The following is a 24,399-nucleotide window of genomic DNA, read 5'->3' on the forward strand; positions in this document are numbered from 1 at the left end:
CGCGCGTCCGGAAACGAACCCGCGAAAGACGAATTCGCGCCCGCCCACGCATCAGATCCCCGAAGGAACCCGAGTGATGTCGCCCTACGACGTCAAACGAGAACGCAAAGAACTGTACGCGCCGAAGAACACCGCGTGGGCGCTGATCGAGGTGCCCGAGCAGCAGTTCATCGCGATCGACGGCCAGGGCGACCCCAACACCTCGCCCGCCTACGCGGCCGCCGTCGAGGCCCTCTACACCGTGGCCTATACGCTCAAGTTCGCCGCCAAACGCGACGGCCGGGATTTCGTCGTGGCGCCCTTGGAAGGCCTGTGGTGGGCGGATGACTACGAGGCGTTCACCGTCAGGGCGAAGGCGTCCTGGAAATGGACGATGCTCATCAGCCTGCCCGACTGGATCACCAAGGAGACGATCGAGGAGGCCCGCGCCGCCGCGGCGGCCAAGAAGAAACTCCCCGCCATCGCCGACATCCGCCACCACACCCTGCACGAGGGCCTGTGCGCCCAGGTCCTGCACGTCGGCTCCTACGACGACGAGGCTCCCCTGCTGGCCCACCTCCACAACGACTACGTCAAGGCCAACGGCCTGCGCCTCCACGGCCTGCACCACGAGATCTACCTCAGCGACCCGCGCCGGACCCGGCCGGAGAAGCTCAAGACGATCCTCCGCCAGCCCGTCCGCCCGTCCGAGTGACGCCTCGCGGCATAGGGACCGCCCGTTGCCCGCACACGCCCGTGCCATGGACGCGGGACGTTCAGGGGGCGCGCTCCCCCTCGACGAGCGCGGCGAGGTTCGCCAGCGCCATCCGGCTGCCGGTCTCGTTGTCGGCGGCGGGAATGGCGTCGGGAATCCCCTCGTGCACGATGACGACTTCGGTGCCGCCGTCGGCGTCGGTGAGCGTCGTCGTCATCGTCATGGTCCCGCGCATTTCCGGTTCCGCGGTCTCGAACTCGAACACCTCGACCACCCGTTCGTCCGGGACCAGCTCGGCGAAGTGGCCGTGGTAGGTGTCGGTGTGCGACGACGACTTTCCGGTCGGCCCCGGCACGTCATAGGTGAGCGAAATACGGAACGATCCGCCTTCCCGGGCGTCGAACTCGTGAACGTGGCTGCTCATGCCCGCCGGAACCCGCCATTTCGCGATCGCGTCCGCGTTCACGAGCGCCTGGTAGACGACAGAGCGCGGCGCGTTCACACGCTGAGAGACCCGCGTCGAATACATGTCGCCGACATTACCGGCGGACTGCGCGCCTGTCCCGGCACATATGCGCGCCGCGCCCCTCGCTGAGCCGTCGCAGGCGACGTCCCGGGGTTGGGCGCCCGGCACCTGCGGGCCAGCCTCCACGGCCCAGCGACAGGCACCCGAACTGGGTCCCAAAGCAGGTCTCAGGACCCTGGGGAGCACCCGCAGCCCAACACGATCATCTCGATCGTGCAACGTCCCGACAGCGGCGCCGGAGCTCTCGAGTACATCGCCGTCACCCTGCTGATCGCCGGAATCGTCACCGCCGTGTCCATGTCCGGTGTGGGTGCCACCGTGGCGCATGCCTGCACCAGCGCGGTCTGCCGCGTTCTCGGCGACTCCTGCCCCCTGGCTCAACGGGACCGCGGAGAGACGCCGCCCGGCACACTCGCCCATCAGACCGTGCGTCCGACCAAGCCGCCGCTGCCGAAGCCGGTCTGCCGGCCGAACCCGGACGTGCCCTGGTTCGACCGGCTCAACGCGCACAACGACTACCAGAACCGGAGGCCGCTGACCGACTCCCTCAACGCGGGGGCGACCAGCGTGGAGGCCGACGTGTGGTGGGAGGACGGCGAGCTCAAGCTCAAGCACGACAAGGGCACCGCCAAGGTCGGCACCCTGCGCGACAAGTACATCGACCCGCTGATCGAACGCGCCCGGCAGCAGGGCGCCGTCTACCCGGGCCGCCGGGAGCCGTTCCAGATCTTCATCGAGGTCAAGAGCAAGCCCAAGGCGCTCGCCTACAAGCAGATCCTCAAGGAGATCAAGGATCTGCCCCCGGACGTGCAGGTCGTCCTGCCGCTCAGTGCCGCCGACCCGTACGAGGCCGACCGGCAGGCGGTCATCGGCGCACCGTCGAACGTCACCTTCCTGACCGATTTCGACGAGTGCAGGATCCCGGCCAACCTCGATCCGAGGAACCCCGCCTACGATCACGAGTACGCCCAGCGGGTCTCCATCCTCAACGGTGACTTCAAGAAGTGCGTCTCGTCGGACGCCGCACTCAGCGAGGACGAGAAGGAGGAGTTCACCCGGCTGGTGCAGAAGGCCCACGACGCCGGCCTCAAGGTCCGCATGTGGCACGGCCCCGACGGCCAGTACCGTTCCGACTGGTTCGCCAGCGGCAAGGGCTTCGGCGGCGACAACCCGCTCATGGGCGACAACGAGGCCAACGGCGCCTTCACCAAGTGCCTGCCCGGCATGCACGACTGCCGCAGGTTCCGCCAGATCGACTGGATGGACCTCGAACTCGCCGCCGGGGTCGACTACCTGCCCACCAACCACCTCGGCGCCGGTGCCGCCCACCTCAAGTACTGCGGCCTCCCACCCCGCACCAGCTACCCCACCCCGCCCCCGCCCACGAAGAAGCCCGCGCCCCCGACCACCCTCCCCAGCCCCTCCGCCGGCCCCGCCCCCGCCCACTGACTCCTGTGGCCCCGCCGTCGATCACGGTGAGCCCTTCCTGATCGCCCTGGTGCGGAGGCCGAGTGTTGAGCGCGAAGTGACGGAGCCTCTGTCAGTATGCGGCGAGGTTCATTCGCGGGTCTTGGACGTCGCGACAGAGCTTCTTCCCGATTTCGGGCGTTGGAGGTACAGGGATGAGTTTCCGGCTGGCGGCGTACGCCGTGTGCATCGAGGACGGACGCGTCCTGCTCGCCCGTCACATGCCACCGAAGGGCCAGCCCGTCTGGACCCTTCCGGGCGGCAGGGTCGAACACGCGGAGGATCCGTTCGATGCGGTCATCCGGGAGGTCGCCGAGGAAACCGGCTGCGACGCGGTGGTCGAACGCCTGCTGGGCGTGGACTCAAGGGTCATCCCTGCGGCCGAACGCACCGTCCCCGGCGGCCCCGAGCACCACAACGTCGGCATCTTCTACCAGGTCCGCATCACCGGCGGCCGACTCCGGCCCGAGCCCAACGGCGAAACCACTGAGCCGACCTGGACTCCCATCCCCGACGTCACTGGCCTGCGCCGGTCGTCCCTGGTCGACATCGGCATCACCCTGTCACAAACCCTCCCGCCCACCGGCCACGTCGCCCCCGTTGAAGTCGGCGGCCTGATCCAGCACTGAGGTCGATTGCGATTCGCCTGGTACACCGGCGGAGCTGGCTGGTTGGCCATACCGTCGACGTGTGGCCGAGCCGCACACGGTGGACGCTGAGGAAGCGAGGCCGATGGGTGAGCGAACCGACTGGAACGCGCTGCGCGAGCGCCGCATGACCGAGCCCGGCGCGGCCGAGGCGTACGCGGCCACCAAACTCGCCTACGAGCTGGGACGATCCGTCCGCGTCTTGCCGAAAGAGGCTGGAGCCAGACCCGCCGCGCCGAGGCCGCCGGAATGACCGCCGTGGCCAGGTTCGAGCCAGGCGGCATCGTCCCGATCCTGGTCGTCCTCCACCGCCTGGCCAACGCCCTCGGCACCGAACTCGTCGTCCAACTACGCAACCCGGCTGCGTAAAACCCTCCCAGAAAGCGAGAGCCCTCAACCCGCGCGGATCGAGGCCCCGTCGCGCGCACGAGGCAGACGAGGGCGCGGTGCACCGCGCCCGCCGCCCCAAGATCTCGACCCGCGCCACCAGGCGGCCCGAACTCGACAGGGCCGTCTCCGTGGCGAGGGAGCTGCGGGCCTCCGGCGTCGCGGTCACCGTGGTGGTGCACGAGCACGAACGGCTCGGCCGCGGCATTGAACTGGCGGCGCCGGCCGAACAGCTGAAGGCGGCCGGCGTCGGCTTGGAGTTCCTCACCGGCGAATTGCAGGGGTCGCACGACCCGTCCGGGATCGCACTTCACCGCCCGTGTGATCGCCCGCCACTCGTCGGCCCGTGGGTCGACTTCGGCCCGTCGGGGTTCTCGGAGTCCCGCACGGCGACACCGGCTGCGAGGTCCGCCACCTCAACGCAGGCACCAGCGCCGCTGCACGTGAGGCCGGGCCATGGGCGGCCCAGACGGCTGCGGTGCATCCGCACTGGGTAGCCGGGCGGCGCTGGCGTACCACCGGTCCCCCCGCCTGCACCGGCCACCTCCCTTGCTGACGACCCGGCGGGCCTTGGTCGCGACCCCGGGCAGGTCACCCGCCATGCAGCGACGCGGTCCGCCCTCAGCGTGTGCACGGAGCGCTCTGGGCGCCTTCGCTGTACGTGGACCACGGTGACGTAGCCACCAGCGCCGACCGGTCCCCAGTACCAGACCCACAAGATCACATGTACTGAGCTATATGCTGACCTGCGCAGACTTCGATCAGGATGACGGGACAGCGATGCCGACTCACGAGTGGACCATGGCCAATGATGAATACGGCTCGCGTCCGCGCCCCAGGTGGAAGACCTACTTGACCGTCGCCTTGGGATTGTCGGGGTTCCTGGGACTACTCGCCGTGTTGTACTTGATCAGTACGCCAGGAGGGAGCACCCCGTCCCTTGGCCCGAAGAGCTACAGCACCAACGTCGAGTGCCAGGTGAACACGACCGGATCGCAGGGCACGGTAACGATCAACGGCACGATCACAGGCGACGCGACAAGCTATTCGGTCACCGTCGAGGTCCTGGATGCAGCCTCTCACCAGCGGATCGGCCTTCAGACCTTCGAGGTTCGAGGCACGAACACCTTCGGAGGAACCACCGCGGCGCAAGCTCCGATTGGACCCGCAGGCATTGAATGCAAGATCACCAAGGTCGCCTAATTAGGCCAGCGGCCGTCAGCCGAGGTCATACTCACTGCATCTCACCGCCAGCATGAACGCACGCCACTCCCCGGCGGCGAACGCCAGCTTGGGGCCGTCCGGGTCCTTGGAGTCCCGCACGACGACACCAGCCGCGAGGTCCGCAACCTCGACGCACTCGCCGCCTTCGTGCCCGCTGCGGCTGCCCTTGCGCCAGCGGACGTCAGCCGAGGCCATACTCACTGTTCTTCACCACCCGCACGAAGGCGCGCCACTCGTCGACGGCAAAGGTCAGCTTCGGTCCGTCGGGGTTCTTGGAATCTCGGAAAGCGATCACTGGGGCCAGGCTGGCGACCTCGACACACTCGCCCCCCTGGTGGGCGCTGTGACTGCTCTTGCGCCAGGGGGTCTCACCCGAGGTCATACTCACTGCACTTCACCGCCAGCATGAACGCACGCCACTCCCCGGCGGCGAACGCCAACTTGGGGCCGTCCGGATCCTTGGAGTCCCGCACGGCGATTGCGGTGGAGGCGTTCGCGACTTCTACACACTGGCCACCGTCATGCCCGCTGCGGCTGCTCTTGCGCCAGCGGAGGTCAGCCGACGTCGTACTCACTACACTTCACCGCCTCGGTGAACGCCCGCCACTCATCGGCGCGGAAGGTCAGCTTCGGCCCGTCGGGGTTCTTGGAGTCCCGGACGGCCACCGCCGGAGCGAATTTCGCCACCTCGACGCACTCCCCGCCCTCATGGTCGCTGTGGCTGCTCTTACGCCACCGCACGTCAGCCGAGGTCATACTCACTACACTTCACCGCCCGCGTGAACGCCCGCCACTCGTCGGCCCGAAAGGTCAACTTCGGCCCCTCCGGGGTTCTTGGAGTCCCGCATGGCGACACCGGGGCCGAGGTTCGCGACCTCGACGCACTCGCCGCCTTCGTGCCCGCTGCGGCTGCTCTTGCGCCAGCGGACGTCAGCCGAGGTCGTACTCACTACCCTTCACCGCCCGTGTGAACGCCCGCCACTCATCGGCAGCGAACGTCAACCTGGGGCCGTCCGGGTTCTTGGAGTCCCGCACGGCGACACCGGCTGCGAGGTCCGCAACCTCGACGCACTCGCCGCCTTCGTGAGAACTGCGAGTGCTCTTGCGCCACCTGGCGTTTGACAGGTCCATCGTGCTCATAGCTCCTCCATCACGGCCCTGATCAGAGTCCGTGAATCCTCCGCTGGAAGCGCGTAGCCCCGGATCAAGTCATACCGTACGACGTATTCCGCCGCACGGACAGGCTGTTCGATGAGCATCCCCGCACCTGGGGCTTCGGTGTAGGCGGCCAGTGAACCGTCGTCGAACCCGAGCACCGTGAAGCTTCCGGCAAGCCCTGGGTAGTACCCCGCGCTGAGGGGGACAACGTCAAGCATGATGTTGGGGCGCTCGCTCACCTCAAGCAGCGCCTGTAGCTGCGCGCGCTGGATCTCCCGGCTGCCGATGACGCGGCGGAGAACGAATTCGTCGAATGTAAGGAACACTTGCGGCGGGTCGTCTCCCGCGAGGATGGCCTGCTCTTCCAATCGCCGGGCAACATACTCCTCGGCCGTCTGGGCATCCATGACGCCCATGATCGCGCGGACGTAGTCCTTGGTTTGAAAGAGTCCGTTGATGAGCAGCGCACCATAACTCTTGACGCATATCGCCTCTTCTCGACGCTCCGCGAACTGCGGGTAGCCGGGAGGCGGGGTCAGGATGTGCCGCGAGTCCTTGATCCGCCTCCAGAGTCGATGGAAGACGCCGTTGGTGTTGAAGAAGGTGTCGAGGGCCTGGGCGAACTCTTCTGATGGCGTGTTCTTGCGGAGCTCGATCTGTCCGACATACGAGTCGGCGTAGCCAAGGCGGTCGGCCAGCTCCTTCTTGGTGAGGCCGGCAGCACTGCGCCAGGCCGCCAGCTCCGTGGCGAACGTGACGATGGCGGGACTGTCGTAGGGCTCGGATCGCGCGGGCATCGGGCCTCCCTGAAGGCTGCACCTCACCGTGGTGTGGATGATCTATCTGAGGGTGCACTACTGGTAGCACATGGGCGATTTCAGAGAGTAGTCGAACGTGTGAGGCTGGTCACAGCATTTCCTCGAGAAATCCAGACCGAAGGTTCATCGACATGCAGATCGACGACCCCGCTATGGAGCGGCTGCGTAGGGACTTCCCTGGGCACCACATCTGGCGGTCCAAGAGGTGGGACGGGGCGCCGGGCGAATACGTCGCCACGCTGATCGACCCCACCGCCGGAGTGGACGCCACGGTTATGCAGCCGAACCCCACCGCGTTGCGTAAGGCGCTGAACGCCGAGGCCAAGCGCGCGCGGGCCAAGGACAACGGTCGCTGACCAGGGGGGAGAAAGCGGCGCGGCCGGTGGGTGTCCCCCCGGGCACACCGGCCGCGCCGCCCATACACGAAGGGAGACCCAATTCCCATGGGCTTCGACAAAGGACGGCACGCGGCGACCCCCGAACAGCTCCTGCCGCGTAATCAGCGAAGGGAACACCTGGGCACGCTCAAGGCGTCCCTGGAAACGCAGAACATCCGCGGCTCCGTAGTGGAGCGGCGCGGCTTCCCTCTCTTGAGGATCGCCCGGGAGGGAACGCCCGCCTGGACGAGGGAGATCGGGTGTGACTACGTCCAGGGCGTGTGGTGGTTCGTCTGGGCCGACAGCGGCAAGGTGATCACTTCCGCCGAGCGCGTGGACGTGGCCGTGCGAAAGATCGTCCAGGAAATGAACGCCTCATGATGACGCTGGTGGTCTTCGTGTACGGAACGGCGTGCCTGGTCGCGGGCGTGGTGTTCGGGTACGGGTGCGGGAGCCGGTGACGGGAACCGGTGCGGGCGGCGTTCGACATGGTGGTCGCGCATCGTAGGCCATGCACACCGGGCTTGCTGCCGGAGGCCTTCAAGGCGATCGGGGCGAACGCCGTCCGCAAGCCTGAACAACTCGACGTGACACACCAGCCGATGCTCACGAGATATGCCCCCGCTTGCCGGGCAGGCGCTCCAAGACGCTCGCTGGACAGACAGTCGCCAGGTAAGCGCGCCTTGCGCTGGGAAGCAGGACAGCGCGCGTGAACAGGACGAGCCCGTCTCGTACAAGGGAGAGATCGGGTTCGTGCCTGGGGTGAGAAGCAAGTCGAACTCGTCAGGTGCGACGAGCGAGGCGGCGGGTGGCCGTTGTCAGTCCCACCAGAACCACCAGGACTCGGCGCCGACCAGGAACTTCGCGTACTCCTCGAAGTCGCCGACGCCCTGCCAGATGTTGTCGGGGCAGAGCGCGTGGTGTTCGACGGCGATCTGGCGGGCGTGCTCGATCGTCGTCGGCGGCGCGGCCACGGAGAGCCGGAGGATGTCGAAGCCCACCGAGATCACGCGGACGCCGAACCGGTCCTCCCAGGTGCGGATGACGGCCGAGATCTTGTCCGTGCTGATGTGGTTGCACGGCCCGTCCCAGCCCACCACGGTCAGCGCGTCCGCGCCGCGGTCGGCCGGGACCAGGCCGAGCAGGCTGGAGTCGCTTCCCTGGGCGTGGCGTCGCGCGACGGTGTCGGCGTCCACATCCGTCTTGCCGGGAGGGGCCAGGCCTGGCCACGGGCCTGAAAGCGGGCCGGCCTGCGAGTCCTCCGTCACCGAGTTCCACTTCTTCTCCAGGACGTCCCCGGCGTCGAGTGCGTCGATGGCGCCGACGGGCTCCGGCCACAGCTCGCCGTCATGCCAGGGACGGCTTGGGTCGTTGGCCATCCCGTCCAGCAGCAAGGGGTAGAGGCCGGTCTCGTGACGAAGGTCGTAGAGCCTCAGCCAGTGCCGGCCCGCGTCGGGGAGCCGTTCGTCCGACACCCAGAGGGCCGGACGGTCGGCGTCCTCGGGCGTGATCAGCTTGCCCGCGGGCAGTCCGTCCGGCAGCTCGTTCAGGGATCCTCGCGACATGCGGGGCAATCTAACCGGCCCCACCGACACGCTGACCACGCCACGAACGCGGCCCCGTTGCCAACAAGGCTCAATGAGGACACGCACCTCCAGCGCGCAAGCGTCCACGGACGCGGACGCCGGTGCGTGAAACCGCACCCGACCGTCACCACATGTCGCGATGCGTCATGGGGGTGGCGTCGGCTCCCGATCCGCGACGCGCCGCACAGAGGGCCGGCACCGCACCGCGTACCAGGGTGAGGCCCAGCGGGACGAACGCGGTCGCGAGGGCCAGGACGAAGGCGATGCCGTGCGGTTCGCCCGCCTTGAGCACTCCAGTGGCATGCAGGGCCATCGGGGCGAGGCAGAGTGACCGCCACGGGCCAAGGGTGCGGGAGAGGTAGGCGCCGATCGCCAGGACGATCCAGCCGAGGTTGTACGCGGCGGTCAGCGCGTACGCGAGGTTCGGGGAGGCGTAGACGTCACCGACGGTCGCGGTGGCGGCCGTCAGGCCTTGGTGGTCCACAAGCCGGAAGGCGAGGTGGTTGATGCCCTCGTAGAAGGCCAGGGCGATGAGCCCAGTGAGGGCGGACGCGCCTGCCAGCAGTCCCCAACCGGGCCTCGTCCTGCCGATCAGGGCGGCGAGCGAAAGGAACGCCGGCCACAGGGCGAACCAGCCGAGCGCGAACACGACGTACGACGCCGTCATGAGCGCCGGGTGGTCCTGGTAGGCGGCCAACTGCCCGGGGTAGTCGAACCCGGTGGACGGCCCGTCGGGCGAGAGGAGGTCGGCCGAGATCCGCAACGACTCCCCGACCAGCAGCAGCAGCGGCGAGATGAGCATGGAAGCCCCGCCCAGCCGGTGCGTCAAGGAGAGGAAACGGCCGTCGTCGGCATTGTCAGAGGAGGACTTGGTGAGGACATGCGGCACAGTGATCACCATGCGGGCGAAGCCCCGGTCTGCGCACTGGCCGAACGTCAATGCCTCACCCCCACTTTGGTGGGCCCTTGAAGGGCGTCGTCGGTGACACTCCGCCGGCGGCCGGATTCCCGGGGGGCGGCAGGGATGAGCGGCCGCCCCCGGGACGTCGTCAGCGGAAGCGGCGGAAGAAGCCGCGCAGGTCGTCGACCAGCAGGTCGGCGGCGTCGTGGGCGGCCCAGTGGCTGCCGCGGTCGTACTCGTTCCAGGACACGATGTTCTTGTGGTCGCGTTCGGCGAAGCGCCGCAGCGGCCGGAAGTCGTAGGCGAACGAGGCCAGCCCCAGCGGGAAGGTGGTCGGCTCGGTCGTCCGGTCGGCGTGGTGGTTCTCGTAGTAGAAGCGCGCCGAGGACGCCGCGGTGTTGGTGAGCCAGTAGATCGTCGCGTTGGTCAGGATGACGTCGGGGTCGGGCACGCCGGCCAGGAGCTGGCCGATCCAGGCGAGCTGCCCGGCCGGGGAGTCGGCCAGGGCGTGCGCGAGGGTCTGCGGCTGCGCCTGCTGGGCGCGGTCGTGGATCGCGTGCTCGACGAAGTTGCCGAGGAACCGCAGGTAGCCCTGCTCCTCGGGGGTGAGGTCGATCAGTTCGGCCGGGTCGCCGGAGGGGAACGAGAAGATCTGGTTGACGTGGACGCCCAGCACGCGGTCGGCGTGACGGCGGCCGAGTTCGGGGCTCACGATCGCACCCGCGTCGTTGCCGTGCGCGCCGAACCGCTCGTACCCGAGCCGCCGCATCAGCTCGGCCCACGCGTCGGCGGTACGGGCCGCGTCCCAGCCCTTGGTGCGGGTGTGTCCGGAGAAGCCGAACCCGGGCAGGGACGGGATGACCACGTGGAAGGCGTCGGCCGGGTCGCCGCCGTGCGCGGCCGGGTCGGTGAGGGGGCCGACCAGGTCCAGGTACTCCACGAAGGTGTTGGGCCAACCGTGGGTGAGGATCAGCGGGGTGGCGTCCGGTTCGGCGGAGCGGACGTGCACGAAGTGGATGGTCTGGCCGTCGATCTCGGTCGTGAACTGCGGGAAGGAGTTGAGCCTGGCCTCCTGAGCCCGCCAGTCGAAGCCGTCCCGCCAGCGCGCCACCAGGTCGCGGACGAAGGAGCCCGGCACGCCGTACTCCCAGCCGGGCTGGATCGGGCCGCGCTGCACGCCGTCGGTGACCTCCTCGGTGGGCAGTTCCTCGGCGAAGCGGGTGCGGGCCAGCCGGTCGGCCAGGTCGTCGAGGTCGGCCTGCGGGATGTCGATGCGGAACTCGCGGATGTCGCTCATGGGGACGACTCTGCACGGCCATTAGGAGAGGTTCGTTCCTAATGGTCCGGCAGTCTTGGATTCATGCTGGAAACCTCGGCGCGCCTGCTGCGCCTCCTCGCCCTCCTGCAGACGCCCCGCGACTGGACGGGCGCCGAACTGGCCGAACGTCTCGGCGTCAGCGGCCGGACGGTCCGCGCCGACGTCGAGCGGCTGCGCTCGCTGGGCTACCCCGTGCACGCGACGCGCGGCTCGGCCGGCGGCTACCGGCTCAGCGCGGGCGCTTCGTTGCCGCCGCTGCTGCTGGACGACGACGAGGCCGTCGCGGTCGCGGTCGGGCTCCGCACCGCCGCCGGCAGCGTTGCCGGGAACGCCGAGGCTTCGCTGCGCGCCCTGGCCAAGCTGGAACAGGTCATGCCGTCCCGCCTGCGGCACCGCGTCAACACGCTGCAGACCTACACGGTGCCGGTGCCGCACGACCGGCCCGGCCCGTCCGTGGACCCCGACGTCCTGACCGCCCTCGCCGCCGCGTGCCGCGCGCACGAACGGCTGCGTTTCGACTACACCACCCACGCGGGCGGCGCCACCCGCCGCGAGGTCGAGCCGTACCGGCTGGTCACCTGGGGACGCCGCTGGTACCTGCTGGCCTACGACCTGGACCGCGCCGACTGGCGCACCTTCCGCGTGGACCGCCTCATCCCGCGCATCCCCACCGGCCCCCGCTTCACGCCCCGCGCCCTGCCCGACGACGACGTCGCGGCCTACGTCTCAGGACGCGTCTCCGCCGCCGCCTGGCGCTACCGGGCCCGCGTCACCGTCCACGCCCCCGCCGACGTCATAGCCGACCGCATCAACCCAGCCGTAGGCACCGTCGAAGCCGTCGACCCCGAGAGCTGCATCCTGCACACGGGAGCCGACACCATCGAAACCCTCGCCGTCTACCTGGGCCTGCTGAACGCCGACTTCACCGTCACCGAACCCCCCGAACTCGTCACCCACCTACGCACCCTCGCCACCCGCTACACCAACGCCACCCCTTGACCCCGCCGGCCAGGCGTGCCCCGTGGTAGGGACGGCCACACGACTCGTCGCCACCGTCCGGCTGTGTGTCTCGTCCTGGTGAGCCCCGGGTGTGCCGTCCGACGCGAGTTCCCTATCTTCCGCTATGCTCCGCCTATTAAGGGAGTGATAGGGAAGGTTGAGGTAGTTGAGACCGGGCGATCAGTGGTACTCCGTCGAGCAGGTGGCCGACTTGCTCGGGCTGCATGTGAAGACGGTGCGCGGCTATGTGCGCGATGGCCGCCTCCAGGCCACCCGCATCGGCAAGCAGTACCGGATCGCGCGCGCGGACCTGGAGTCCTTCACCGGGCGGCCGCTGGACGAGCCGCACCACGCGCGACCTCGCGCGGAAGTGACCAGCGTCGTGCAGGTGGAGGCGGTCGGCCGCGAACTGATGGACCGCCTCAGCACCTACCTCACGGCCACGGTCAGCGCCTCGCACGACGGCCGCCAGCCGCGCGTCGAGATCGTCTACGACGAGGAGCGCGCCGCCATGAAGATCATCATCCTGGCCGATCTGGACCGCGCCGCCGACATCCTCAGACTCGTCGACGCCTACCTGAACGGGAACTCATGACCGTCCCTCGGTGAGGACACAGCACACGACGACCACGTCCGCCACCCCGCCTGCCACCGAGACGTCCCCCCTCTGAGAACCGACGACCGGCACACCCTCCGGACTGCCGTCAGCACCACGCGGCGCAACCCCATGAAGGACCCTGGATGTCACACACCACCCAGCACATCGGCGACACGACGGTGCTCATCTGCACCCCGGACGGGAATGTTCTTAAGGCCGAGCAGGACGCCCTGGACCTCATCGGAGACACCGCCGCGAACGGAGCCGACATGGTCGTCCTCCCCGTGGAACGGCTTGACGACGCCTTTTTCGACCTCTCGACCCGTATCGCCGGAGAGTTCCTCCAGAAATTCGTGAACTACGGGGTGCGCGTCGCCATCGTCGGCGACATATCAACGCACCTCCAGGCGAGCAGCGCCCTGCGCGCCTTCGTCGCCGAGAGCAACCGCGGCAGACACGTCTGGTTCGCCACCACACTGGACGACCTCACCACCCGACTCGGGTGACGGCCGCGCCGGGGCCGGCATGGCGCCCTCGAACAGTGAACTCTGGGCCCGACGCCGGGGTGTCACGTGTCGCCGTTCGGCTGGATGCAGTCGGACTCCACCGAGATACGCAGGTCCCTCGGCTTGTAGAGGGTCACACGAACCGTCAGAGTGAAGTCCTTGTATCGCATCGTGACCCAGGGCTCATTCTTGTCGAAGCCCTTCGACTCTTCGCTGTGGGCGCCGATCTCCTCGTCCCAGAACTTCTCGACGCGGCGGGCCACCTCGTTCACCCTCTGCTCGCTCAGCCCGGAGACGGCGTAGTTGCGCCCGACCCGGACCTTCCCCTGGTCTCCTGTCAGCAGGTTGCGGCACGACTCGACTTCCCGAACATCGGGCTGCGGCCCTTTCGGCAAGGCACGGTAATCGGGATGCAGGGCCTGGACGGTGCGATTCATCACGCGTTCCGACTCGGCGGCCGCCATTGCCGTGTCCATGTCGGATCCGCAGGCCGCCAGGACGGTAGCCAGCATGATCACCTGAACCGCGGCCGACCATTTCGGCATGGCAGCTCCTTTCGAATCCGGTGAGGTCGCCGGTCGGCCGGTCCGGCGCGCACAACCTGGTCGCCGAGTTCTTCTCGGTCGAGTCCTAGAGACGCGACGTACATGGCAACGGCTTGCGGACGATCGCACCTCTGGCCGACCTGAGTACAGGTGCGGCAGCGTGAGGATCCGTCAACGGCCGCTGCCGGGACGCACCGCACAAGGATGGCCGCTCTCGCTTTCATCTCGGTGACAAACCGGTCACGCCACCAGGGTTCAGCCGAGGTCATGGACGCACGTTCCACCGCCGCTCAGCGAACGCACACCACTTCCTCGGCGAACGCGGGCGTAGGTCATGGGCTTCTACGGCGTGCAGCCGGGATGGCGGGCCCGCCCCCGCTGCGGCACGTGGTCCGACTTCCCGGTCGGCGTGAGACGCGGACTTCCAGTCCGGCCGTCGCGGGTTGCCGGTCATGAGAGATCCTCCTCGACGACCCGACGCCGCCAGTGGTCAACATGGGCGCAGCCCGGCGCGGCGGGCGGTCAGCATGGGCACGGGCCCGGCACGGCCGGTCGTCAGCACGGAACGGACCGAAGCGGCCGGTGCTCAACACGGAACGAACCGAAGCGGCCGCTGGTCAGCGCGGCGCGAGTCGGCGCGGCCGGTGGTCAGCGCAGTGCGGGCCATCCGGGTGGTCGTCGGCGCGGCGCACAGCACGGCGCGGGCTGGCGCGGTGGGTGGTCAGCGCGGCGGCGGGGGGCGGCGCGGTGGATTTCTGGCACCGGCCGTGGCCTGTTCTCAGGTGGGGTGTGGATTCGAGCGGACGGTGTCCAGGTCGGCGGCTTCAATGACGGTCGCGGCGGCGGCGCGTACCGCCGGGTCCGGGTCGTCCAGCAGGGCGAGCAGGGTCGGCCGCCGGGACGCGGCCGCCGCGCGGGCCTGCGCCGCACTGCGGTCGGCGGTCGGGGCGCCCACGATCCGGGCGAGGAGTTCCAGCAGGCCGGCGCGGGCCTCGCAGCCTGGGGCGGCGGCCACGTCCAGCAGCAAGGGCGCCGCCGGTCCGGCGGCCGAGCAGGGCGCGTCCTTCTCCAGGAGCCGTGACGCCAGGGCCTCTACCGTGCGCTCGGCATAGTCGGCGTTCGCCGTGGCCGCGCGCAGGATCAGGTCGGGGATACCGGAGGCGTCGCGATCGCGGGAGGTAGCGAGGGACTCCCAGTCGACCTTGCCCAGTCGCACCGTCAGTTCGTGCGTCGGCCACAGCCGTTCGGGGTGCAACTGCAACGTGACCGTCCCGTGGTCGCCGCCGACGACGAGCGTGGCGTCGGGCCGCAGGACGAGATGGTCGATGCCGCTGCCGAGTTCCAGATCGGCGGCGAGCAGGGTGAACACGTCCCAGATCCGAACCAGTCCGTCGGACCAGGCGATGGCGACGGCCGGGCCTGTGGGCAGCGACTCCGCGTGCAGGGCGGTGACCCGGTTCCGCCGCCTGACGTCGTACGGCGTGTCCCGTGGGTCGACGTTCGATCCCCAGATCCGGACGACGCCCTTGTCGTCTCCGCTCCACATCACCGGGGCCCCGGTCAGGGTCCGCATGCTGGTCACGGCCGTTATCGCGCCCTTGTGCAGGGCGTGGTGGAGGGCATGCGGCGGGTCGGCGTCCAGGAGGCGGGCGTGCACTCCGCCGTCGCGGTCCCCGGCGACGAGGGTGACGGCCTCGGAGTCGAGGGCCGTCACCGTCAGCCCAGGCGGCTCGGCGTCGCCGGTCAGCCGCCCGAACGAGATTTCGGCGTGTTCAGGCCGCTCGGGGCTCACCTGGCGCGCCGTCCACCTGCCGCGGTCGTCGGTGTCGCCAGCAGAGATCGATACGGGCCCGATGTCCAGCCGGGCGTCCTCGGAGTCGGGCGCCGCGATCCGCTCTTCTCGCAGGTCGATCCCGAGCGTGTCCGCGACGCGGCGCAGGGCAGCGCGTGTCCGCGCGTGGATGTGGAGGGGGGCGTCGTGGTACTCCCCGGCGTTGTACCGGATGATCGCGTCGGGCGCGCCGTAGGCGTAGGTCCGGGCGCCCAGCTCCCGCCACGGCAGCAGGCCCAGCTCAGGGAACCGCTCCCGGACCCGCCGGGCCATCTCCGCTTCGTCCGCGCCGAAGTCCTCCTCCCCCAGCGGCAGCGTCCATCCGAAGTGCTCGGGCAACCGCTCCACCGCGAGCTGGAGGAAGAACTCCGACACCGACCGGCTCTGCTCGACCCAGCCCTTCTCAACGCTCACGAACACCCGCGGATCGGCCATCCCAGCCTCAGCGGCCAGATAGCCCCACTCGTTGCAGTACTGGTTCTCCGCCATGAGGACGCAGACGCGCCGATCTCCGCCGGGGCCGACGTACGGGTTGTCCTCCGGCAGCCCGTCGCTCGCGCCGTACCCGGTCGGGTCGGGACGCACGGTCGGCGGCCACAGCGGGTTCGTCCAGTAGAGGCGGGGACGGTGGGTGAAGGAGTTGAACGGCAGATCCCACCACTCGTCCAGTGCCTTGGGGATCGGCAGCGTCAGGTCGACGTCGGCGAACCGGTCGTCGTCGCCCGTCCGGCCGGACAGCCGGCGTACGTACGCCTTGTGCTCATCCTCCGACCAGCGCGGCCAGACGGTGTCATCTTCGAGCGGAACGTACCCCCACTCCTCCTGGAATTGGCGCAGCAGCTCCCAGCGCGGTCCGGTGTCGGCGAGGTGCTCGGCGAACTCCTCCTCGGACATCCGCGTCCGCTCGTCCCAGCGCGGCATCACCTGCCGGAGCCGCTCCGCAAACCGCCCATAGTCCACGATCCCCGTCACACGGCCCGACCCTACCGATGGCGAAGCAACACGCTGGGGCGGCCAGGGTCCCGGGGCGGCGTGGCGTGACGGTGACGACGTCCAAGGGAGGCGTCTTCGGCCACAGGCGGCGGAGAGCCGGTGTTCACTGACCGTTTACGCGAATGTCACCAATTCCTAAGCCATTCGTCTCGAATCTGTTCCACATAGGCATATTTGAGCCCGGCAGTCCTTCATCGACGCCCACAGACACCCGCCCGATCCTCTCGTTTTTAGCGCGGCGAGCGTACCGGCCAAAGTAAGCTGCATTCGGTGCCGATCGCGGGTTTTGCCCGCTTGGCGATGACCAGTACTGTCTCTCCCGACGCTGAGGGAGTTCCCCGTCCGTGGTGACTGTACGGCGAGCGGCACACACCGCCTGAGCATGCGATCGAGCCGGTCGTGGACGACCGCGCTCGTGCCGTGGCGTACACCGATGAACGAATACGAGGGTCACCTTTGAACATTCTGGAAGCGGTTTTCCTCGGTGCCGTGGAGGGGCTGACCGAGTTCCTGCCGATATCCAGCACCGGGCACCTGACGATTCTGGAGAGCCTGCTCGGATATTCTCCCGACGATTCTGACATCACGGCGTTCACCGCGATCATTCAGGTCGGTGCGGTTCTGGCGACGCTGCTGTACTTCCGTGCCGACTTCGCACGGCTGATCGGCGCGTGGCTGCGCGGCCTGTTCCGCCGCGAGTACCGGGACGATCTGGACTACCGCCAGGCATGGGCCGTGGGGCTCGGCGCGATTCCGATCGGCATCGTCGGCCTGCTGTTCAAGGAGCAGATCGAGACGACGCTGCGGAACCTGTGGTTCGTCGGCTCAGCGCTGATCCTGTGGAGCGGGGTGATGTACTTCGCCGACAGGACCGCCACGCAGGCCCGGAACGAGAAGGACGTGACCTGGAAGGACACCTTGATCATCGGGATCGTTCAGTGCCTGGCGCTGATCCCGGGGGTGTCCCGTTCGGGCGCGACGATGTCCGCGGGCCTGCTGCGCGGCCTCGATCGGGTCACGGTCACCAAGCTGTCGTTCTTCCTGTCAGTGCCCGCGCTGACCGCCGCCGGGGGGCTGCAGATCGTCGACGAGTACGACGCGATCTCCCGGGGTGTCGGCTGGCCCGCGACGCTCACCGCCACGGCGGTGAGCTTCATCGTGGCCTACATCGCCGTGGCCTGGCTGCTGAAGTTCGTCGCCAAGCACACCTACACCGTCTTCATCGGCTACCGGGTAATCCTCGGCCTCATCGTCCTCACCCTGGTCGCCACCGGCACACTCTCCGCCTCCTGACCCCCCGCCGCGCGACTTCACCACAACGGACCGGGAGTCGCCGCCGACCTGAGACCCGGCCACCAATGACGTCGAGACCCGCGCCCGGCGCGCTGGTGCCCGACCGGACGGCACCGACGCCGTCCCGCAGGCACCAGCGCCGATGCCGAGCAAGGCGGCGGACATTCCGCCGACGCGGCTGCTGTGGGGTGGGCGGCAGCCTCTTGGGAGTGGGAGAGGCCACGCGGTGACGCAAAGGCTCAGGCTTTTGTGGGGAGGAAGGTTTCCAGGTCCATGGAGGGGTGGGGGTACTTCCATTCGAGGTCGGCGAAGGGGATGTACATGCCTTCGGACTGGCCGGCGAGGAAGTAGTTGCCGTTCCACTGGTTGGGGTGGGTGACCGGGTCGCCGGCCGGGAAGTTGGCGCCGAGCGGTTCGTAGTGGACGCCGACGCCGAACATGGCGTACACGGCGGCGTCCACGAAGTTGTTGTGCTCGATGGAGCCGCGCAGGTGGGTGTCCTGGATGGCCAGGCCGTGCACGCGGTCGCGGACGAAGTACAGCGAGCTGAGGTCCTTGACGACCTGGTTGAAGTCGTGGGCGCCGTCGTGGTGGACGAACGCGCGGGTCTGCGGCTCCGACGTCAGCACGGTGCTGACGTAGGTCGGCAGGTCGCCGTGGAACATCCGGACGCGCGACATCGCGTTCGGGAACAGGCGGCGCAGGCGCTCGCGCGTGAACTGCAGGTAGGCGTGGTTGACGTCCACGAGGTCGAGTTCCAGCCCCATCGGCTCCACGCAGCCGGCGAGGACGCTGGACGAGCCGCCCATGAAGACGCCGACGTCGACGAGCCGGGTCAGCTCCAGGTGGGTGCGCTCGACGCGGGAGAAGATGTCGAAGTAGTGGTTGGCGCTGCACTGGTCCTCGTAGGCCACCTGCGACGACTCGATCCGCGTGGTGATGCGGTCGAAGATCGTGTTGTGTCCCGCGAACGCCTTCAGCGGGGCGTGGTGACCGCTGTAGATGGGAATGCCCAGCGCCTCGTGCAGGTCTTCGACGTCGGCCAGGGACGGGTCGGGTTCGAGGAAGGTCCCCCAGGTTTCCTGGTGCATGGCGATGGTCGCGACGTAGTCGGTCATTCACGGCTCCTTTCCCTGGGAATTACGGGCCCCGATCGCCGACTGCTCAGAGCGCGGCGGTCGGTGTTCGACGTGGCGGCAGGACGGCGGTCTCCCGGGTGGCGCGGGTGCACAGCCAGATCATCGTGCCGAGGGCGATCAGGCCGGCCGTCGCCGTCAGGAGGGCTGTGGCCGAGCCCAGCGGGGGATGCCACTCGCCGGTGAGCGGGTTCAGGGTGGGGACGTCGGGGCGCAGGCCGTGCTGGTACCTGATCATGGTGTACGCCAGTCCCACGAGGTGCGCGGGGAGCACGGCCGCCGCGAGCCAGCGGGTCACCGAGGGGGCGAACGGCCGGGTGAGCAGGCCGCGTTCGTCGATGGTGTACGCGGCCAGCAGGGCGGCGCCGACCGCGGCGGGCAGGATGTAGCGGCCCTGCGCCACCATGCCGTCGGACTCGGCGCCGAGGATGTCCATTTCCAGGGGCAGGGCGAACGCGCCGGTCACGGCGAGCAGGAGGCGGAGCCGGTCGCCGCGGGTGCCCGCGGCCAGTGCGGCGACCAGGAGGAAGCCGGCCGCGGCGAACCAGACGGCGTAGAAGGCGCCCGGCATGTTGAAGTCCAGCCAGCCGAACTGGCCCACCATGGATTTCAGGTAGAAGTACGTGCGTTCCACGGCGACGACGCGCAGCGCGTCGGCGGGGCCGAGCCCGGCGCCGCCGGAGACCGGCACCAGCTCGGTGGCCTTCATGGCGAGCGTCCAGATGCCCGAGGTCAGGCCCGCCACGGCGACGACCAGGGCGAACAGCCGGGCGCCGCGGTCGCGGGCCAGCCGGGCGACGCGGACGCGTCCGGCGGTGCCGACCAGGACGGCGAGGGCCAGCGCGACGGCCAGGGGGCCGGAGGGACGGGTCCAGGTCACGACGGCGGCGGCGACGCCGGCCAGGACCAGCAGCCGCCGGTCGACGGGCCCGTCGCCGAGGACGAGGGGGATCAGGGCCGTCCACATCGCGATCGCCGCGGAGACCTCCAGCCCGTTCGGGTTGATCACACCGGTCAGGTGCAGCGCGATGGGGGTGGCGGCGACCAGCAGCCCGGCGAGCAGGAACGGCCGCCGTGACCAGGCCAGGACGCTGTACGTCGCGGCGGCGAGGAACGCCGCCGACAGGGCCGCGCTGAGCAGCCGGGCGAGCAGCAGGCCGGTGTCGTCGGGCCACAGCCTGAGCGGCCAGCCGACCACCGCGTGGTAGGTGGGGTGGTAGCGGCCCGTGGCGGAGAACCCGTCCGCGGGCGCGTGCGGACGCGGCGACGGGGCGGTCTCGTCCAGGCAGCTCGCGGACTGTTCGGGTTTGAACGCGAAGCAGGCGGGTGACTGCCGCAGGACGCCGGACGGGACGGTCTGGTGGGTGCCCGGCAGCGGCCGCGGGAAGCCGGGCACGGTGAGGTACTCCGGCGATGCGGCGACGTCTCCGCCGACCACGCCGGCCGCGCGGGTGATGTGCGCCTGCTCGTCCGGCCCCCCGTCCCAGGGCATGGCGATCGCCCAGCCGCCGCCGACCGCGAAGAAGCCGACGAAGGCCAGGATCGCGATCAACCGGGACGGCGGCGCCGGGTTCATCGTGAGTCCGGGTCCCTGCGCACGCGGGCGGATATGGCCCTCCCCAGTTGGGTGACGGCGGTGCCGAGCTCGGGCGGCGCGGCGCGGCTGGGAGCCGACCGCCGGGCCAGTTCGTCGCGCAGCCCCTGCAGCTCGTGCCGCCGGGTCGCGATCTCGGCGTTGGCCCGGTCGAGTTCGCCGCGCAGCCGTTCGATCTCCCGCTGCTGCGCGGCGATGGTCTCGGCGAGCCGGTTGGCGTCGTCGGCGTGGGTCCGCGCCTCGTACTGCAGTTGCAGCACCCGGGTGTAGAGCCCGATCCGGTTGTTCTCCATGGCGGCGAGCAGGGCGGAGGACGTGTACGGCCGCAGCGCCGCGAACAGTTCCGCGGTGCCGGGGACGCCGTCGCGGGCGAGCACGCCGAACCCGAAAACCGCCGGGACGATCTCGAAACGCCAGCCCGCGCCGTCGTCGGCGAGCGCGTCCTCGACGGCGGTGAGCACGCCGTTGCGTTCGCCGCCCGCGTGCGTCGCGACGGTGTACGCGCCGTCGCCGACGAATCCGGCCGGGGTGACCTCGTCGTGCCAGACGGTCGGCCCGTCGCGGGTCGAGTCGTGCACGTCCGAGGGCGGCAGGGGGGACGGCTGGTAGTAGAAGTCCCGGCGGCCGCACGGCCACAGCACGTCGTGCAGCACCACGACGGCGTCCGGGGCGTGCTCCATGATCCAGGCGAGCTCGCGGCGGACGACGGCGTAGTTGTGGTCGCCGTCCAGCACGTACAGGTCGGCGGCGGGCAGCTCGCCCAGGATCTCCGGGGACGTCCCCTCGACCAGGTTGAGCCGGGGGTGCGCCGACAGGAACTCGCGCAGCCGCTCGTCCGGATTCGGCTCGACGCAGTACACGGTGGCGCCGAGGTCGGCGTAGACGGCGCTGACCTGGCCGGACTCCACGCCGACCTCGACGACGGCGGCCACCTGGCGGTGCGCGAAGACCAGCTCGAACAGCTCGCGGAACACCGACATCGAGTGCAGCAGCGGCGACTGCTCGCGGGCGGCGCGGGCCTGCCGGTGCGGGTCGTCGCGCGAGCCGGCGATCTCGGCCGGGTTCAGGACGCACCTCCCAGCTTGCGCTTGGCGACGCGGCTCGCCCCGGCCGCCACGCCCTTGACGCCCGCGCTGCGGTACTCCTGGCGCAGCCGGTCCGACAGGCGGGCCGCGCGGGCCGACATCTCCGCGCGCCTGTCGACGGGCATGCGCGGGGCCATCCCGCTCATCGACTGCGGCAGCATGGCGAAGGCGACGCTGACCTGGCCGGACGACACGACGGGTTCCCCGGCGCGGCGGGCGATCGGCAGCCACACGGCGGCGTGCGGGGCGAAGAACTCCATCAGGTTGCCGCCGAGGTAGCGGCAGTCGGCGTAGTGCAGGCCGACGAAGTCCTCCGGCTTGTCCCAGCGCAGCACCTGCTCGCGGCGGCGGCCGCCCGCGATGACCCTGGCCTCGATCCAGTCCACCCGCACTATCGCGGGACGGCCGGGGATGGCCAGCGAGATGTCGACGGTGTCGTGGTGCTCGAAGCGCAGCCGGGCGAACGACAGCCCGTTGTGGTTGACGCGGACGCGGCAGCGGATCGTCTCGTGCCAGCGGTCGTCCACCGTGCGGTAGCGCAGCCGGGTGTCGACGGGCTCCCCGGCCGGTTCCAGCGCCCGGCGGTCGAGGTGGCCGTCGGCGATGACGCGGGTGAGCGCGCCGAGCTGCGGGTCGGACGCGGCGATCAGGCCGGGCCAGAACGAGTCGCGCATGTGCAGGTCGGCCAGGTCGTTGGCGGACAGGTACGGCACGGCGGCGCGCAGGTCGTCCGGCAGCAGCGTGGTGACCAGGTCGGAGCCGAAGTTGTCCTCGTGCGCCCAGTTGCCGAAGACGGCGGCCTCGGCGGGGGTCGGCGCCTCCAGGGCCGCCACCAGGATCCGGGCGAGGCGGTCGCGGGCGGCTTGCGGCTCGGCCAGGTCGGGCCAGTGGCCCTCGGCGGCCGTCGCGTACCGGTTCCAGTTGCGCTGGAAGGCCAGGATGCCGTCCTGGACGGCGCGTCGCTCGGCGTTCTGCGACGGCGCATCGAACGTCTCGCCGAGGATCGGGGAGCCGTCCTCCTCGAACCCGACCAGCGACCCGCACAGCGCGTTGACGCACTGCTCGACGATCTCGGGGCTGCGGGTGACGGTCGTGGCGACGCGTTCGGGGTGCCCGGCCTGCGCCAGGTAGCCCTCGGCGCGCAGCCCGGCCAGGTAGACGCGTTCGGACCGGTTGTCGGTGGCCAGGTACAGCCCGGCGGGGGCGACGTCGATCCCGGCGATGCGCAGCGCCCGGGCCAGCTGGAGCTGGATGGTGCCGCCCCAGCCGAGGTCCACCAGGGTCAGCTCGGCGCCGTCGTCGAGGGCGCCCGCCTCGCGCAGCGACCTGATCATCCGTTCCCGGGCGGCGGTGACGGTGACGGCGAGCCGGTTGCGCAGGTGCGGCGTCTCGGTCAGCGCGCGGGCGACGCGTTCGGCGATGTCGCCGTTGTCGATGACGGTGTCGAGCTCGGTGGCCAGGCCGGGCACCTCGCCCGCCTGCAGCTCCAGCACCGACAGCACCTGCCGGACGGTCATCTGGTAGCCGCTGCGCACGAACGCGTGGACCGCGCCGGTGTCGAACGGGTCGAGCCCGGCCAGCGAGGTGACGAACCGGGACAGCCAGACGGGGCGCGCCTCGACGTCCCAGCCGCGGGTCCGCGCCGCGTTGTTGATCATCTGGGAGAGCAGCTCGCCCTCGCGCATGGGGCACCACAGCAGGCGGGTGCCGGACGCGTGCGCGCGGGCGGCGACCCACTCGGCGAACCCGGTGAGCACCGGGCCGAGCACGCCCGCGCCGTAGCGCCAGGCGGTGTCCAGGGCGGAGGTGGCGTGCGGGCCGCCGGCGTGGATCGTCTTGGCGCGCAGGCTGGTCAGGCCGAAGTCGCCGTGGACCTCGTCCAGGTCGGGGGCGTGCGTGTCGAGGTCGTCCACCGGTTCGCGCTCGCGCCGCAGCACCTCCTCGTAGGCCTCGTCGAGCCTGCGGTAGTGGACGGTGCGCACGCCCAGCTCGGCCGGGACCTCGTCGTCGGCGGTCTCGTTGTCGCCGATGTGCACGATCTGCCGGGGGCTGCGGTCCAGCTCGCGCAGCACGATCTCCCACAGGCCGGACGCCTTGTCGGTGCCGTGCTGGTTGGAGCGGAAGATGGTGACGTCCTGCATCGGGCCGAGCTCGGGCCGGTCGAGCAGGAGCGACAGGTGGTCCTCGGTGAAGTAGGTGTCGGACACCAGCACGATCTGGATGTCCTGCTTGCGGGCGGCGCGCACGACCGCGGCGATGTCCAGGTCGACGACGGTGACGTCGCGTTCCAGCCGCACCTCGGCCTCGACGAGCTGGTCGAGCACGGCGCCCGGGAACACGTCGGTGGGCATGGCGCGCCAGATGTCGGCCAGCGACACCTCGCTGCCCATGGCGTCGCGGCCGCGGCGGGCGGCGCGCTCGGCGGCGATCCGCATGCGGCGGAACGTGGCGTCGGTGACCCAGGGCGGGCACAGGCCCTCGGCGCGCAGCCGGGCCGCCAGCAGCGCGAACGCGTCGGTGGGCCGCGGTACCCGCCGCCACAGCAGGGTGTCGAAGATGTCCAGGGACAGCACCGCGCACTGCTTGTCGGCGACGATGCGATGGACCTCCTCCAGCAGCGGGCACCCGATCTCGTGCTCAGCCAACGCCGTCCCCTCCTGCTGCCGTACCTGCCGTGCCCCCGGCGTGCCGATGATGGTGCGGACACCCTATCGAC

The 24,399-nt window shown here is 69.9% G+C and carries 29 protein-coding genes and 1 pseudogene; 12 read left to right on the forward strand and 18 right to left on the reverse strand.

Annotated elements, in window-relative coordinates; translation table 11 throughout:
- Positions 1–76 precede the first annotated feature (76 nt).
- A complete protein-coding gene (locus tag ABD811_RS37165) occupies positions 77–694 on the forward strand; it encodes a GyrI-like domain-containing protein (RefSeq protein WP_344957182.1) in 618 nt (205 codons plus the stop codon).
- Between the two features lie 61 nt (positions 695–755).
- On the opposite strand, the gene ABD811_RS37170 is transcribed toward ABD811_RS37165, so the two are convergent.
- The gene (locus ABD811_RS37170; protein ID WP_344957184.1) at positions 756–1,223 is read right to left on the reverse strand and encodes an SRPBCC domain-containing protein; all 468 of its coding nucleotides are present in this window, start codon (positions 1,221–1,223) and stop codon (positions 756–758) included.
- 210 nt (positions 1,224–1,433) lie between these two features.
- On the opposite strand from ABD811_RS37170, the gene ABD811_RS37175 reads away from it, so the two are divergent.
- From ABD811_RS37175 to ABD811_RS37190, 4 genes and pseudogenes are all read left to right on the forward strand, one after another.
- On the forward strand, positions 1,434–2,669 hold the full coding sequence (locus tag ABD811_RS37175) for a PI-PLC domain-containing protein (RefSeq protein WP_344957186.1): 1,236 nt from the start codon (positions 1,434–1,436) through the stop codon (positions 2,667–2,669).
- A gap of 173 nt (positions 2,670–2,842) precedes the next feature.
- Positions 2,843–3,316 carry an NUDIX hydrolase gene (locus ABD811_RS37180; RefSeq protein ID WP_344957188.1) on the forward strand — a complete coding sequence of 158 codons (474 nt, stop codon included), beginning with the start codon at positions 2,843–2,845 and terminating at the stop codon, positions 3,314–3,316.
- Positions 3,317–3,419: 103 nt separating this feature from the next.
- The gene (locus tag ABD811_RS37185; RefSeq protein WP_344957190.1) at positions 3,420–3,587 is read left to right on the forward strand and encodes a hypothetical protein; all 168 of its coding nucleotides are present in this window, start codon (positions 3,420–3,422) and stop codon (positions 3,585–3,587) included.
- A 193-nt stretch (positions 3,588–3,780) separates the two neighbouring features.
- Positions 3,781–4,011: pseudogene (locus tag ABD811_RS37190) on the forward strand (recombinase family protein); the annotation flags it as partial.
- A gap of 20 nt (positions 4,012–4,031) precedes the next feature.
- Here the strand turns inward: ABD811_RS37190 and ABD811_RS37195 are convergent.
- Positions 4,032–4,205 carry a DUF397 domain-containing protein gene (locus tag ABD811_RS37195; RefSeq protein WP_344957433.1) on the reverse strand — a complete coding sequence of 58 codons (174 nt, stop codon included), beginning with the start codon at positions 4,203–4,205 and terminating at the stop codon, positions 4,032–4,034.
- A gap of 254 nt (positions 4,206–4,459) precedes the next feature.
- Between ABD811_RS37195 and ABD811_RS37200 the strand changes: the two genes are divergently transcribed.
- Positions 4,460–4,924, forward strand: coding sequence for a hypothetical protein (locus ABD811_RS37200; protein ID WP_344957192.1), 465 nt, complete (start codon positions 4,460–4,462; stop codon positions 4,922–4,924).
- Between the two features lie 15 nt (positions 4,925–4,939).
- On the opposite strand, the gene ABD811_RS37205 is transcribed toward ABD811_RS37200, so the two are convergent.
- Genes ABD811_RS37205 through ABD811_RS37235 form a run of 7 tightly spaced genes read right to left on the reverse strand, consistent with a single transcriptional unit; the run spans position 4,940 to position 6,900 of the window.
- A complete protein-coding gene (locus ABD811_RS37205) occupies positions 4,940–5,140 on the reverse strand; it encodes a DUF397 domain-containing protein (protein WP_344957194.1) in 201 nt (66 codons plus the stop codon).
- Positions 5,127–5,327, reverse strand: a complete 201-nt coding sequence (locus tag ABD811_RS37210; protein ID WP_344957195.1) for a DUF397 domain-containing protein — start codon at positions 5,325–5,327, stop codon at positions 5,127–5,129. The genes ABD811_RS37205 and ABD811_RS37210 overlap by 14 nt, the downstream gene beginning before the upstream one ends.
- Positions 5,314–5,520: a DUF397 domain-containing protein gene (locus ABD811_RS37215; RefSeq protein WP_344957197.1), complete on the reverse strand. Its 207-nt coding sequence runs from the start codon at positions 5,518–5,520 to the stop codon at positions 5,314–5,316. The genes ABD811_RS37210 and ABD811_RS37215 overlap by 14 nt, the downstream gene beginning before the upstream one ends.
- Complete coding sequence (locus ABD811_RS37220) at positions 5,501–5,701, reverse strand: DUF397 domain-containing protein (protein WP_344957199.1); 201 nt, start codon at positions 5,699–5,701, stop codon at positions 5,501–5,503. Before ABD811_RS37220 ends, ABD811_RS37215 begins: the two co-directional genes overlap by 20 nt.
- A gap of 5 nt (positions 5,702–5,706) precedes the next feature.
- The gene (locus tag ABD811_RS37225) at positions 5,707–5,895 is read right to left on the reverse strand and encodes a DUF397 domain-containing protein (RefSeq protein ID WP_344957201.1); all 189 of its coding nucleotides are present in this window, start codon (positions 5,893–5,895) and stop codon (positions 5,707–5,709) included.
- Positions 5,876–6,085 (reverse strand): DUF397 domain-containing protein, encoded by a 210-nt coding sequence (locus ABD811_RS37230; RefSeq protein WP_425549501.1) that lies wholly within the window; start codon positions 6,083–6,085, stop codon positions 5,876–5,878. Before ABD811_RS37230 ends, ABD811_RS37225 begins: the two co-directional genes overlap by 20 nt.
- Positions 6,082–6,900, reverse strand: coding sequence for a helix-turn-helix domain-containing protein (locus ABD811_RS37235; protein ID WP_344957203.1), 819 nt, complete (start codon positions 6,898–6,900; stop codon positions 6,082–6,084). The genes ABD811_RS37230 and ABD811_RS37235 overlap by 4 nt, the downstream gene beginning before the upstream one ends.
- A gap of 152 nt (positions 6,901–7,052) precedes the next feature.
- Here ABD811_RS37235 and ABD811_RS37240 point away from each other — a divergent pair, with 152 nt between their 5' ends.
- Entirely contained in the window at positions 7,053–7,277 is a 225-nt protein-coding gene (locus tag ABD811_RS37240) for a hypothetical protein (protein ID WP_344957205.1), read from the forward strand.
- A gap of 87 nt (positions 7,278–7,364) precedes the next feature.
- A complete protein-coding gene (locus ABD811_RS37245; RefSeq protein WP_344957207.1) occupies positions 7,365–7,679 on the forward strand; it encodes a hypothetical protein in 315 nt (104 codons plus the stop codon).
- Between the two features lie 437 nt (positions 7,680–8,116).
- Here ABD811_RS37245 and ABD811_RS37250 read toward each other — a convergent pair whose 3' ends face one another.
- The 3 genes from ABD811_RS37250 to ABD811_RS37260 all read right to left on the reverse strand — a co-directional run bounded on the left by ABD811_RS37250 (position 8,117) and on the right by ABD811_RS37260 (position 11,082).
- Positions 8,117–8,863 (reverse strand): DUF4253 domain-containing protein, encoded by a 747-nt coding sequence (locus ABD811_RS37250; RefSeq protein ID WP_344957208.1) that lies wholly within the window; start codon positions 8,861–8,863, stop codon positions 8,117–8,119.
- A 145-nt stretch (positions 8,864–9,008) separates the two neighbouring features.
- The gene (locus ABD811_RS37255; protein ID WP_344957210.1) at positions 9,009–9,785 is read right to left on the reverse strand and encodes a hypothetical protein; all 777 of its coding nucleotides are present in this window, start codon (positions 9,783–9,785) and stop codon (positions 9,009–9,011) included.
- A 148-nt stretch (positions 9,786–9,933) separates the two neighbouring features.
- Positions 9,934–11,082, reverse strand: a complete 1,149-nt coding sequence (locus tag ABD811_RS37260; RefSeq protein WP_344957212.1) for an epoxide hydrolase family protein — start codon at positions 11,080–11,082, stop codon at positions 9,934–9,936.
- 63 nt (positions 11,083–11,145) lie between these two features.
- On the opposite strand from ABD811_RS37260, the gene ABD811_RS37265 reads away from it, so the two are divergent.
- The 3 genes from ABD811_RS37265 (at position 11,146) to ABD811_RS37275 (ending at position 13,206) form a co-directional block, all read left to right on the forward strand.
- Positions 11,146–12,102: a helix-turn-helix transcriptional regulator gene (locus ABD811_RS37265; protein WP_344957214.1), complete on the forward strand. Its 957-nt coding sequence runs from the start codon at positions 11,146–11,148 to the stop codon at positions 12,100–12,102.
- 166 nt (positions 12,103–12,268) lie between these two features.
- On the forward strand, positions 12,269–12,697 hold the full coding sequence (locus ABD811_RS37270) for a helix-turn-helix domain-containing protein (protein WP_344957216.1): 429 nt from the start codon (positions 12,269–12,271) through the stop codon (positions 12,695–12,697).
- Positions 12,698–12,843: 146 nt separating this feature from the next.
- On the forward strand, positions 12,844–13,206 hold the full coding sequence (locus ABD811_RS37275; protein WP_344957218.1) for a DUF4180 domain-containing protein: 363 nt from the start codon (positions 12,844–12,846) through the stop codon (positions 13,204–13,206).
- A 62-nt stretch (positions 13,207–13,268) separates the two neighbouring features.
- Here ABD811_RS37275 and ABD811_RS37280 read toward each other — a convergent pair whose 3' ends face one another.
- Both ABD811_RS37280 and ABD811_RS37285 read right to left on the reverse strand, forming a co-directional pair.
- Positions 13,269–13,751, reverse strand: coding sequence for a hypothetical protein (locus ABD811_RS37280; RefSeq protein ID WP_344957220.1), 483 nt, complete (start codon positions 13,749–13,751; stop codon positions 13,269–13,271).
- A 778-nt stretch (positions 13,752–14,529) separates the two neighbouring features.
- Positions 14,530–16,554 carry a WD40 repeat domain-containing protein gene (locus tag ABD811_RS37285; RefSeq protein ID WP_344957222.1) on the reverse strand — a complete coding sequence of 675 codons (2,025 nt, stop codon included), beginning with the start codon at positions 16,552–16,554 and terminating at the stop codon, positions 14,530–14,532.
- A gap of 477 nt (positions 16,555–17,031) precedes the next feature.
- On the opposite strand from ABD811_RS37285, the gene ABD811_RS37290 reads away from it, so the two are divergent.
- Positions 17,032–17,868 carry an undecaprenyl-diphosphate phosphatase gene (locus ABD811_RS37290; protein ID WP_344957224.1) on the forward strand — a complete coding sequence of 279 codons (837 nt, stop codon included), beginning with the start codon at positions 17,032–17,034 and terminating at the stop codon, positions 17,866–17,868.
- A gap of 239 nt (positions 17,869–18,107) precedes the next feature.
- Here the strand turns inward: ABD811_RS37290 and ABD811_RS37295 are convergent, their stop codons facing one another.
- The 4 genes from ABD811_RS37295 to ABD811_RS37310 all read right to left on the reverse strand — a co-directional run bounded on the left by ABD811_RS37295 (position 18,108) and on the right by ABD811_RS37310 (position 24,328).
- The gene (locus tag ABD811_RS37295; RefSeq protein WP_344957226.1) at positions 18,108–18,986 is read right to left on the reverse strand and encodes a class I SAM-dependent methyltransferase; all 879 of its coding nucleotides are present in this window, start codon (positions 18,984–18,986) and stop codon (positions 18,108–18,110) included.
- Positions 18,987–19,032: 46 nt separating this feature from the next.
- Positions 19,033–20,580, reverse strand: coding sequence for a DUF2142 domain-containing protein (locus tag ABD811_RS37300; RefSeq protein ID WP_344957228.1), 1,548 nt, complete (start codon positions 20,578–20,580; stop codon positions 19,033–19,035).
- Positions 20,577–21,578, reverse strand: a complete 1,002-nt coding sequence (locus tag ABD811_RS37305) for a class I SAM-dependent methyltransferase (RefSeq protein WP_344957230.1) — start codon at positions 21,576–21,578, stop codon at positions 20,577–20,579. The genes ABD811_RS37300 and ABD811_RS37305 overlap by 4 nt, the downstream gene beginning before the upstream one ends.
- 83 nt (positions 21,579–21,661) lie before the next feature.
- On the reverse strand, positions 21,662–24,328 hold the full coding sequence (locus ABD811_RS37310) for an HAD family hydrolase (RefSeq protein ID WP_344957232.1): 2,667 nt from the start codon (positions 24,326–24,328) through the stop codon (positions 21,662–21,664).
- Positions 24,329–24,399 lie beyond the last annotated feature (71 nt).

Source organism: Actinomadura miaoliensis, from assembly GCF_039536785.1.
Taxonomy (GTDB): Bacteria; Actinomycetota; Actinomycetes; order Streptosporangiales; family Streptosporangiaceae; genus Spirillospora; species Spirillospora miaoliensis.

Coding starts and splice junctions, on each gene's coding strand:
- ABD811_RS37240 (WP_344957205.1), top strand. CDS start 7,053: ATGCAGATCGACGACCCCGCTATGGAGCGGCTGCGTAGGGACTTCCCT.
- ABD811_RS37275 (WP_344957218.1), top strand. CDS start 12,844: ATGTCACACACCACCCAGCACATCGGCGACACGACGGTGCTCATCTGC.
- ABD811_RS37250 (WP_344957208.1), bottom strand. CDS start 8,863: ATGTCGCGAGGATCCCTGAACGAGCTGCCGGACGGACTGCCCGCGGGC.
- ABD811_RS37165 (WP_344957182.1), top strand. CDS start 77: ATGTCGCCCTACGACGTCAAACGAGAACGCAAAGAACTGTACGCGCCG.
- ABD811_RS37170 (WP_344957184.1), bottom strand. CDS start 1,223: ATGTATTCGACGCGGGTCTCTCAGCGTGTGAACGCGCCGCGCTCTGTC.
- ABD811_RS37305 (WP_344957230.1), bottom strand. CDS start 21,578: ATGTCGGTGTTCCGCGAGCTGTTCGAGCTGGTCTTCGCGCACCGCCAG.
- ABD811_RS37260 (WP_344957212.1), bottom strand. CDS start 11,082: ATGAGCGACATCCGCGAGTTCCGCATCGACATCCCGCAGGCCGACCTC.
- ABD811_RS37180 (WP_344957188.1), top strand. CDS start 2,843: ATGAGTTTCCGGCTGGCGGCGTACGCCGTGTGCATCGAGGACGGACGC.
- ABD811_RS37185 (WP_344957190.1), top strand. CDS start 3,420: ATGGGTGAGCGAACCGACTGGAACGCGCTGCGCGAGCGCCGCATGACC.
- ABD811_RS37210 (WP_344957195.1), bottom strand. CDS start 5,327: ATGACCTCGGGTGAGACCCCCTGGCGCAAGAGCAGTCACAGCGCCCAC.
- ABD811_RS37195 (WP_344957433.1), bottom strand. CDS start 4,205: ATGCACCGCAGCCGTCTGGGCCGCCCATGGCCCGGCCTCACGTGCAGC.
- ABD811_RS37220 (WP_344957199.1), bottom strand. CDS start 5,701: ATGACCTCGGCTGACGTGCGGTGGCGTAAGAGCAGCCACAGCGACCAT.
- ABD811_RS37255 (WP_344957210.1), bottom strand. CDS start 9,785: ATGGTGATCACTGTGCCGCATGTCCTCACCAAGTCCTCCTCTGACAAT.
- ABD811_RS37205 (WP_344957194.1), bottom strand. CDS start 5,140: ATGGCCTCGGCTGACGTCCGCTGGCGCAAGGGCAGCCGCAGCGGGCAC.
- ABD811_RS37295 (WP_344957226.1), bottom strand. CDS start 18,986: ATGACCGACTACGTCGCGACCATCGCCATGCACCAGGAAACCTGGGGG.
- ABD811_RS37245 (WP_344957207.1), top strand. CDS start 7,365: ATGGGCTTCGACAAAGGACGGCACGCGGCGACCCCCGAACAGCTCCTG.
- ABD811_RS37265 (WP_344957214.1), top strand. CDS start 11,146: ATGCTGGAAACCTCGGCGCGCCTGCTGCGCCTCCTCGCCCTCCTGCAG.
- ABD811_RS37300 (WP_344957228.1), bottom strand. CDS start 20,580: ATGAACCCGGCGCCGCCGTCCCGGTTGATCGCGATCCTGGCCTTCGTC.
- ABD811_RS37280 (WP_344957220.1), bottom strand. CDS start 13,751: ATGCCGAAATGGTCGGCCGCGGTTCAGGTGATCATGCTGGCTACCGTC.
- ABD811_RS37235 (WP_344957203.1), bottom strand. CDS start 6,900: ATGCCCGCGCGATCCGAGCCCTACGACAGTCCCGCCATCGTCACGTTC.
- ABD811_RS37230 (WP_425549501.1), bottom strand. CDS start 6,085: ATGAGCACGATGGACCTGTCAAACGCCAGGTGGCGCAAGAGCACTCGC.
- ABD811_RS37200 (WP_344957192.1), top strand. CDS start 4,460: ATGCTGACCTGCGCAGACTTCGATCAGGATGACGGGACAGCGATGCCG.